Consider the following 9,388-nt stretch of genomic DNA (forward strand, 5'->3'; position numbering starts at 1 on the left):
GTGCAAAACATGTTCTTAGACGAGAATGCAGCAATAAATATATTAGTCGCGGGCGGGCAGTCCGAGACAAAAAACGGACGTGGAGGCAAGCGTAAGACTACCGCCAAGGTAGCAGCAGTCAATGAAGCGTCAAGCCACCGAGGAGCTTAGGCTCGGTAGGAATCCCCGTGCCTTTAGGCCGGGGAGGATGTCAAGAGGAACCACGCTATATTCGTCTACAGTTACCTCTCAAAGATCCATTACTGGCAATGGATGATGCGAGGGAGACAAATTTACAAGCACTTTTGCAGGAAACAGATAGGTATCTCGATCAGGAAAAAGAGAGGTTAGAAAAATTCTTAGCTAACTGGTAGCTATTGTCACTAAGAAGAGTAGGGGAGTGGGGGAGTAGGGGAGTGGGGGAGTGGGGGAGAAGTAAACATAAAAATAATGGCGTTGCTGAATACTGGGATGATTGAGGCCGACACGGAGACACGGGGACACGGGGACACGGGGACACGGAGATGATAGTTAATCCTCTCTGATAAAATCATCCCACAATTATGCAATGCCAAAATAATAAATAATAACTGGCGTGCTAATTATCAAAAAAGTTATTTACCGAAAAACTGTGGTTTAAAGCCTCCCCTTTTAAGGGGATAATAAAGAAAAATTGTCCTGTTAGTCAATCCTATCCGTTTTAAAGAAGAGGTAATTATTAATTATTAATTATTAATTATTAATTATTAATCTTACCCCTACGCGATGAATAATTCCACACCGGAAAGCTAAATTTCTTTCTTTCTCAAAAATAAAAGTAGTTCATCTGTAATATCTCCAGACCAATGTTCTTGAGGATAATGTGCAGCTTCTGCTAATTTAACTAACTTTCCATTTTCACAAATATTAACTAAATTTTCCGCTTGACTAACATCTAACCAAGGGTCTTTTGTTCCCCAAACAATTAATGTAGGTTGTTGCCACCCTTTAAAGCCAGATTCAATTTCTGCCATTGCGTTTTTTAAGTCTAAATTTTGCACAATTGCTGATACGGATCTACCAGCGGCAGAACTTTTTAGATAAGGACTACGATAGACATCTAAATCTTCATCAGAAACTGTTAAACAACTGCCTTTTTCTAAAGTTCTATCAACAAATAGAGGGTCTTGAACGAGCATATCACCAACAAAAGGTATGCCTAATTGTTTCATTTGCCAAGGTAATTTTGCTGTAGAAGAAAGCGGTGTATTTAAAATAGTTAAACGCTCAATCTTTTCTCGGTTTCGCAAAGCATATTGTAAACCAATAGAACCTAAAAATCCTTGAATAACTAGATAAAATCGTTCAATTTCTAGAGCATCAATTAATTCTGCTAAAGCCTGAATAAAAACTTCTGGTTTGTAAGAAAAATCTCGTTTATCTAATTTAGGGGATAAACCACAACCTATCCAGTCTGGAGCGATCGCCCGATAACCTGCTTCAGCTAATTCGGGCATCATAGCAGTCCAACTATGACTTTGAGCAGGAAATCCATGTAATAGTAAAATTGGTAGTTTATCTGTTTCGGCATCGGGTGTAGCTTCCCGATAAAACCATTCTAGAGAACCGACTTGTATATTTTTTTTCTCAATTGACACTTGTTTTATTAATTTTTTAACTAGATTAGCTTGAGGATTATATCATTGTTATCGGCGGATGACATGGCTCGCCAAGGATTGAAATCCTTGGCTAATAGTTTAAGTCATCTTAAGATGACTCTTGAGGAGTAAGCCATCTTTTTCATCTTTATTATATTTTGATTAATCAGTGCAACAAAGTCTATAAGATATTAAATCTTGTAAAAAAATATTTATTCTATTTCACTCCTGACTAACTCAGGTTAATCAAATAATTTTTATTGTAGTTTTTTGAGGCTTTCCTGAGCCTTTAATTGTTCTAGAAAATCTTTAATTTCAGCAAATAACCATTTTTGTTCTTGTTGACTCAGGATATAGCCAAATCGATATTCTTTTCTGGGTTTCAATAAATCAAATGTTATATGTGTTGTTTGTGGGCTATTTGGGTTACTAATAAGTAAATCTTTGTCTAAATAAACTTTCTTTATATATTTTGTTGGAGCTGTAATTGTACGATTAAAAAACAAAAAGTTCCAGTTAATTAAAGTTTCATTTTCAGCTATTTGAACATAATTTCCAAAGCTTATTTTCAAGAGAGGCAAGTAAACAAAAATTGTTATTAACAAGACAGAACTCCACTCAATTGTATTGCTATTTAATACTTTTGGCAAAAATAAGTGAATCATACAAAATGCAACAGCCATACAACACAAGAAAATTTTTCCTGATTTTGAAGAGCCCACAGATGGAATATTAATAATTAAGCTACTAGATGTTTTTTCCACAGTAACTAGACTTTCTCGAGGTTTTTGATGAATAGACTTAACCACAGAATAATTATCATAAATAATTTCTGAATTATTACTAAGTACATTCAAAGCTGCTGTTGCCGACTGAAATCTATCTTCCCATATCGGTTCTAATATTACTTCTAACCAATTCATAAATTCTGGTGAAATTTTCACACAAGAGCGAAAATCTATTTTCATTCTTTTTTGAGGTAATTCATCTGGGGAACGATGAGTTAATAAATATAATAAAGTTGCACCTAAACTATATAAATATGACGCACAATAAGCTTTTCCTTGTAACTGTTCTGGTGGCATATATCCAATAGTTCCTACAAAGGTTCCACTAAAAGACATTGTATTTCGATAAATATCTTTAACTGCCCCAAAATCTACTAAAAATACTTGACTATCAGGTTGTAAAATAATATTTTCTGGTTTAATATCCCGGTGAATTATTGGTGGATTTAATTGATGTAAATAACTGAGAATTTTTAAAATTTGAATCGCAATATTTTTAACTTGGATTTCTGTCGGATGCCAACCTTTTATCACCCAATTTGCTAAGGAATTTCCCGACACTAATTCACGAATTAAATAAAAGCATCTATCTTGCTCTGTATCAATATAAAAATAATTCAAATATTTGGGAATTTGAGGATGATGCAAATTGGCGATAACTTTAGCTTCCCTCTCAAAAAGTTCTAATATTTTCCAGTCTTTTGCTTGTTGTAAAGAAACAGCTTTAATTGCTACTCGCTGATAATTTTTCAGGTCTTCTGCTTCATAAGTAATTCCCATTCCTCCCTGTCCCAAAGCAGTGACAATACGATATCGTTGAGCAATAATATCATTAGGTTGGTGTAAAGTCATTTCAGTTATCAGTTATCAGTTATCAGTTATCAGTTATCAGTTATTAGTATTTTCTACAAAAGCAGGAGACTTGATACCAGAAATTTTCGGTCATATTCACTATTTTATTCTATTTTACCTCAGACTAATTCGCATCAATCCAATTTGATGTAAGGTAGCAGAGAATAATTAAATTTATTAATCATGCAAATTCAGATTCAAACATTTACTGTCCATAAGAGATTTCCTTTAACTATTAGTCGAGGAACTACTGCCGAAAGTAACAACATTTTGGTAAAAATACAACAAGAAGGTATCGAAGGTTGGGGAGAAGCTTCACCTTTTTCTGCAGGGAAAAAACCACAAACTACAAAAATTTTACAGCAAGCTTTAGAGCAAGTTGCTCCCAGTCTAGAAAAGTTTACTCCACTTGACAGACAACAAATAGAGCAAATTTTGATAGAGTTAGAAATACCATCTGCTGCCAGAGCAGCTATTGATATGGCCTTGCATGACTGGGTAGGTAAAAAAGTAGGGTTGCCTTTATGGCGACTTTGGGGGTTAGAACGCGATCGCATTGTTCCCATCTCAGTTACTATTGGTATCAGCACCCCCGAAGCTGCTAAACAGAGAGTACGGAACTGGCTAGAATTTATCGATGTACGGGTGTTGAAAATAAAATTAGGTAGTCCGGAAGGTATTGAAGCAGACCAGGCAATGTTGATGGCAGTCAAAGAAGAAGCACCCGCAGATGCTTTGTTATATGTAGATGCTAATGGGGGTTGGAGTCTGGAGGATGCAGTAAAAATGTGTGACTGGTTAGCTACAGTTGGGGTTATTTATGTGGAACAACCGTTAGCTGCTGTTTCAGCGATCGCCGATCTACCTCATCTTTACAGTCGATCGTCCTTACCTATTTTTGTAGATGAAAGTTGTTTTACCGCTAAGGACATTCCCGTTTTGGCAGAAATGGTGCATGGCATCAATATTAAGTTGATGAAGTCTGGGGGGTTAACTGAGGCAATGCGAATGGTTTATGTAGCTAAAGCTTGTGGGTTGAAGGTAATGTTTGGTTGTTATTCTGATAGTTGTTTGGCAAATACAGCAGCAGCACAACTTGCTCCACTAGCTGATTATTTGGACTTGGATAGTCATCTCAATTTGATTGACGATCCGTTTATTGGTGCGGTGATGGAAAAAGGGCGGTTGTTGCCGAATGATTTACCTGGGTTGGGAGTTTGTCTGAATAGACATCTCCGATAATCAAAAAAAAATCAATTATCGTGCATAAATCATCAATTATTTCCCCCTACTCCCTACTCCCTCTTTATTCGGAGAGGTCTAATGGTGGAATGATGTAAGGAACAGGCAACAGTTCATTAATGGATAATTGATAATGGATAATTGATAATTACCTCTGGTTAAAACCGTTACGGAATTGAATATCAGGAAATATTATTTCTTCTCTTGGTCCATTGGATATGGTTAGGAAACCCATCCATCCCTCGACCGCTTTTTTTACCCTTAAAAAGGGAGGCTTTAAACCAGAATTATTTAATTATTAATTAGTTAATTATTCGGTAACAGGGAGTTATACCAATTTAAAAAAAGAATGCTACGAAAAGGTAGATATTGCTGATATAGCAATCCTAAATAGGTTGCGGGTAATCAAAAAGTAGATCAAAAAACTGAAACTCCCTCCTGTTGCCTGTTGCCTGTTGCCTGTTGCCTGTTGCCTGTTGCCTGTTGCCTAAAAGCAGTAAGATTTTTATACACAAATAAAACAGGATTGCTATAGCTGACTGCTAATAGCTGAATGCTTACTACTTATTTATAGATGATCGTGATTCGTAACTTACTATTATTAGGTTACAATTAGCTGAGTGAAAGACAAAACTTGAGAACTTGTTGTGGAAATAAGGGATATGTATTAAGAAGTTTTTTAAACGTAACCCCGATCCAAACTCTCTCAGTTTCCAACACTCAGTTACTTGTTGTTGTCTCAGAAAAATGTTTATGGCTTCTTTACCACCAGTTCTAGAGCAATTAAATAACTCTTCAACCTCGGAATTAATTCTTGGGTTGCAATATAAAGCTAAAATTGATTCTGTATATCCTCTCTCAGCTAGGACTAATTTTGAACAATTTGATTCATGTTTTTTAGGAGTAAGTCTTGAGAATAGTAGTTTTCAACCAGCAAAGGTCAAAGCCATGGTTGAATGGATTTCCCGGAGGTTTTCCCATTGTCTAGTGTTAGTGGGAGACAGCATTCACCGTATCAATATAGAACTGACCCGATCACTAGATCCAGAAACTGCACTGGTTGAAGCTCTAGAAATTGGTCATGCTTTTGTTCAGGAACACAAATATATTTTCAAGGCATTTGGAGAGCAGACTAAATTCACCTTCAATACTTGCAGTCAAATTCAAACCTGGGAAGATTATGCACATTTTCACCAATATCTCCAGATATATTTTAAAAGCAATACTAAATTCCGCTCGTCAGTTGAAGCATTCAGTCGTAACTATCAGATTAGGCGATCTTCAAACCAGAGCGATACCTTGCTCGAGCAGCGCATTCGCCGATCTTGTGACTACTTCTTAGAGGAATTTGCTATTTTCGCCTGTCTTCAAAAGCGTGGGTTTTCGGTCATGGTATACCCAGGAACATTCAGCACCCTAACTGAGATCGTCAACGAAGATTATCCAGATATTTTGGAAGAGATTAAGCAATTAATAATAGTATCTCTCCATTTTAAAAAGCGTTCATTAATTGATAATGGATAATGGATAATTGATAATTACCTCTGGTTAAAACCGCTACGGAATTGAAAATAAGGAAATATTATTTCTTCTCTTGGTCGATTGGATATGGTTAGGAAACCCATCCATCCCTCGACCGCTTTTTTCCCCTTAAAAGGGTCGGCTTCAAGGCGCGAATTGTTTAATTATTAATAATTAATAATTCGGTAACTATGCTATGGATAGCCACTTAACTTGGCATTGTATAAATGCGGGATGATTTTAATAGTTTTGTGTTTTGTGGAATGGGCATCTTGCCCGTTCCTGATATTTGCCCTTAACTTTGATACAATGGAGCTTCCCGAAGGGTGGGATGGCGAGGAAACCTGCGCCATATCCAATGGACAAAGAGAAAATAAAGTTCAATATTTCAAGCCTCTGACTTTAACTAGAGGTACTGATAACTGATAACTGATAACTGATAACTGAAATGACCAATTCAGAACGAACAGAAAATGCTCTCACAAGGAGACCAATGCCACTCTGGCTGCATCTCTGGGCGCGAGTAAACAGATGGGGGGAACGCCTGCTTGGCACTTTTTGGCTATTTCGATATTTTAGCTCTCCTTTCCCCGGCGTACTTGCCCATCATTTTGGCCCAAATCTTTTCCAAGACCACGGAAATGCCTTCCGCCAAGCAACTGTCGATAGAGGAGAACCGACGTCAAACTATTTCCGCACTTCGGGTATCAGCGCTTGTGCTGAGGCGAACGGGGGCGTGTGTTCTTTTCGATTGAATGGAGAGATTGCCATTTACCAGAACACGAATGTTCCCCTGGTGAGGGACAACGTTCTGGCACCATCTACAAACCCTGTCACTGAGATATTCGGTGATTTTGTCGGCACTCTGCCAAACGACCATCCCCTTCGCCCAGGGAAGCGAGCTGCGGTGGAGAGTTCCCTTGGCAATCTAAATTTCGTCGCCAAGCTTGAGCCCGCAGTTAGAAAACACGCTGTGGACTACCTCAAAAGTGTGGCGAGGAAAGAAATGCCTCTTGATGACTTTGCACTTTTCCTTGTCGCCCATGTAGACAGCTTCGTTCCCGGAATACTTGACCTTACTCAAACACCCCTGACAAGTTATTTGGCATCAACAGAGTATGGTCGAGTGACGCGGGACTTCATAGATGTTGCCTCGGAGGCGATCGGTAAGGTCAACCCTGCAGCTATGAGCGACTTTGAAACCATTATTCCGTTTGTTCGCACGCTTCTGACAGACAATTTTGATGCCTTGGAGGCAGCTCCTGACTCAAACTTGATCCGGCGGCACTTCGCTCTCTGGGAGCGGTCGCTAACAATCCCAGAAATCGAGAATCTCGACCCCGCCAAGCTTAAGGAACTCGGTGCTATCATCGTGGCAACTTACGAAACTACTGCCTTGAGTATTTTGTGGCTCCTTGTTTTTTTGGAAACCTCGCCCGATATTAAAGCAAGCGTCGTTACTGAGGCCCGTTCCGGTGGTAATGAGGAAAAACTATCCTTCATCAATAAAGCTGTACTAGAGGCATTGCGCTTAGGTGGTAGTAATCCCACAGCATTATGGCGTCGCACGACTACCCCTTTTGTTCTTCAGCATCAGGGGCGTTCGGTAACAGTTCCACCGGGCACTATGATGTGGCTCGATCGTCAGCAGGCGAACTCCGATCCGTCGATATTTCCTAATCCGAACCTATTTGATCCAGCAAATATAGATGCCATCTTAAAATCTAATCGCGAAAACCTGAATTCGGTACTTGCACGCGATCGCTATGAGATTAATTCCTTCAGCATGACCAACTCTCAGGGAAACCCTCGCAAGTGTCCTGGAAGGATCTTCTCGACACAGATACAGTCTATTCTCTTATCGGAGCTTTACAGTCGCTACGAGGTTTCAACTCAAGGCATAGACCTGCACCTAAAGCACTATAAGACTATGCCACGACCTGCACAACCAGGAACAATTGTCATTGAACCTCTGGCTGAATAAAGTTTGATATAAAATCAGGTTGAACACTGATTATATAAGCGGATTTGATCTGATCCAAAAATTTCAATAACTATAACGTTACAGTTTAGGGTATAACCCCTCATTAGCGAAAAATCAGAAAACATTACCGCGATCAACCCGGTTTCTGCTTATATAACTGGATTCTATATCATATCAAATCCGGTAGCATTAGTATAATTCAGTAGTGAGGAATAATTAAGTCGAAATTCTAGGAATGAGCAACATTTTTTCCCTACTAACGATAGGAATTATACTACTCCGAAGCCAACGGATTTGATCTCATCCAAAAATTTCAATAACTATAACGTTACAGTTTAGGGTATGATCCCTCATTAGTGAAAAAATCCGAAAACATTACCGTGGTAAACCTGGTTTCTGCCTAATATAAAATCAGGTTGAACACTTATTATATAACCGGATTCTATATGAGAGGATTTGGATTTACTTGTTGGACAAGTAGCTTCAAGTCCTCTCTCGCTATTACAGATATGCAATCGCTATAGATATAAGGCAGAATTAAGCTTTTGTTTCAAATAAGGCAATGCGCAGTCGATCTGCTGTATCTTCCATTTCGGCAACCGACTCTAGGCTAACAACCACGTTGCTGTCAACGCCTAAAATTTCCGCCGCTTTAGCCACCGCCGCTTTTTCTTTTTCATGGTAGAACCCATCAGCTCGACTCATCTTGATCGCTTGGTACAATAGGGAGTTACGAAAATTAAGTGGAAAATTAAACTTTATTTGACTCAATAGCTCTTCAAGATTCGCATTTTTCCAATCAAATTTGCGGAGGATTTCAATATACTCTTGAAATGCTTCCGAGTCTACTGCTACCATTTCCTGTTCATCAATATACCACTGGAATTCTGCTTCTGCCAGTTGTCCATCCGCTCCAGCGATCGCCAATAACGCGCAGCCACAATTGACTCCCACCTCGAAATCTACTAAAGATTGAGCGGCAATGCCATATTTATGTTGAGCATATTTGCTCAGTGCAACAGTTTTTCCACTGCTCATATTTTTCTCCTTTTCTTGGTTTTGAGCGATTATAATTTTATAGCATTATGTCTTTGACATCTCCAGGGGTTGAAACACCCTGGATTCTGTGGTTAGTCCACCACAAATGGGATAAATCCACATTTGCTTCAAGCCTATAAACAGACTCCTATACTCCTCGGCATAGAACGAAATCTAGCTGTGAGTTTACTTTTTTTTTTGGATAGCTTTCACGAGTGGTTTTACTCAAGTTGGAGCAATCTTCTCGCTGCTCTAGCTGCCTGCTTGCTTTTCGGTGCCGAATGCTGCGCAAACAGCCGTCGTAGGAAGCATCGTCCCCGTCTCCTGTCCACCGGAATCTCACCGCA

At 38.9% G+C, this 9,388-nt stretch carries 9 protein-coding genes; 5 read left to right on the top strand and 4 right to left on the bottom strand.

The features are described from left to right. Window positions 1-167 precede the first annotated feature (167 nt). Window positions 168-353, top strand: a complete 186-nt coding sequence (locus F6K54_RS33360) for a hypothetical protein (protein WP_293087708.1) — start codon at window positions 168-170, stop codon at window positions 351-353. Between the two features lie 414 nt (window positions 354-767). Here the strand turns inward: F6K54_RS33360 and F6K54_RS33365 are convergent, their stop codons facing one another. Further along, window positions 768-1,616 carry an alpha/beta fold hydrolase gene (locus tag F6K54_RS33365; protein ID WP_293087710.1) on the bottom strand — a complete coding sequence of 283 codons (849 nt, stop codon included), beginning with the start codon at window positions 1,614-1,616 and terminating at the stop codon, window positions 768-770. A gap of 257 nt (window positions 1,617-1,873) precedes the next feature. Continuing rightward, window positions 1,874-3,256, bottom strand: a complete 1,383-nt coding sequence (locus F6K54_RS33370; RefSeq protein WP_293087712.1) for a serine/threonine-protein kinase — start codon at window positions 3,254-3,256, stop codon at window positions 1,874-1,876. 183 nt (window positions 3,257-3,439) lie between these two features. Between F6K54_RS33370 and F6K54_RS33375 the strand changes: the two genes are divergently transcribed. From F6K54_RS33375 to F6K54_RS33390, 4 genes are all read left to right on the top strand, one after another. After that, window positions 3,440-4,498 carry a dipeptide epimerase gene (locus F6K54_RS33375; protein WP_293087714.1) on the top strand — a complete coding sequence of 353 codons (1,059 nt, stop codon included), beginning with the start codon at window positions 3,440-3,442 and terminating at the stop codon, window positions 4,496-4,498. A gap of 753 nt (window positions 4,499-5,251) precedes the next feature. Further along, window positions 5,252-6,022, top strand: coding sequence for a tRNA-dependent cyclodipeptide synthase (locus F6K54_RS33380; protein WP_293087717.1), 771 nt, complete (start codon window positions 5,252-5,254; stop codon window positions 6,020-6,022). Window positions 6,023-6,253: 231 nt separating this feature from the next. Continuing rightward, the gene (locus F6K54_RS33385; RefSeq protein WP_293087720.1) at window positions 6,254-6,445 is read left to right on the top strand and encodes a hypothetical protein; all 192 of its coding nucleotides are present in this window, start codon (window positions 6,254-6,256) and stop codon (window positions 6,443-6,445) included. 22 nt (window positions 6,446-6,467) lie between these two features. Continuing rightward, on the top strand, window positions 6,468-8,003 hold the full coding sequence (locus F6K54_RS33390; RefSeq protein WP_293087723.1) for a cytochrome P450: 1,536 nt from the start codon (window positions 6,468-6,470) through the stop codon (window positions 8,001-8,003). Window positions 8,004-8,540: 537 nt separating this feature from the next. Here F6K54_RS33390 and F6K54_RS33395 read toward each other — a convergent pair. Further along, window positions 8,541-9,041, bottom strand: a complete 501-nt coding sequence (locus F6K54_RS33395; RefSeq protein ID WP_293087726.1) for a TerB family tellurite resistance protein — start codon at window positions 9,039-9,041, stop codon at window positions 8,541-8,543. 148 nt (window positions 9,042-9,189) lie between these two features. Continuing rightward, a partial coding sequence (locus F6K54_RS33400) for a hypothetical protein (RefSeq protein ID WP_293087729.1) occupies window positions 9,190-9,388 on the bottom strand: 199 nt, incomplete at its 5' end.

It is taken from the genome of Okeania sp. SIO3B5 (assembly GCF_010692555.1).
In the GTDB taxonomy this organism is placed as follows: domain Bacteria; phylum Cyanobacteriota; class Cyanobacteriia; order Cyanobacteriales; family Microcoleaceae; genus Okeania.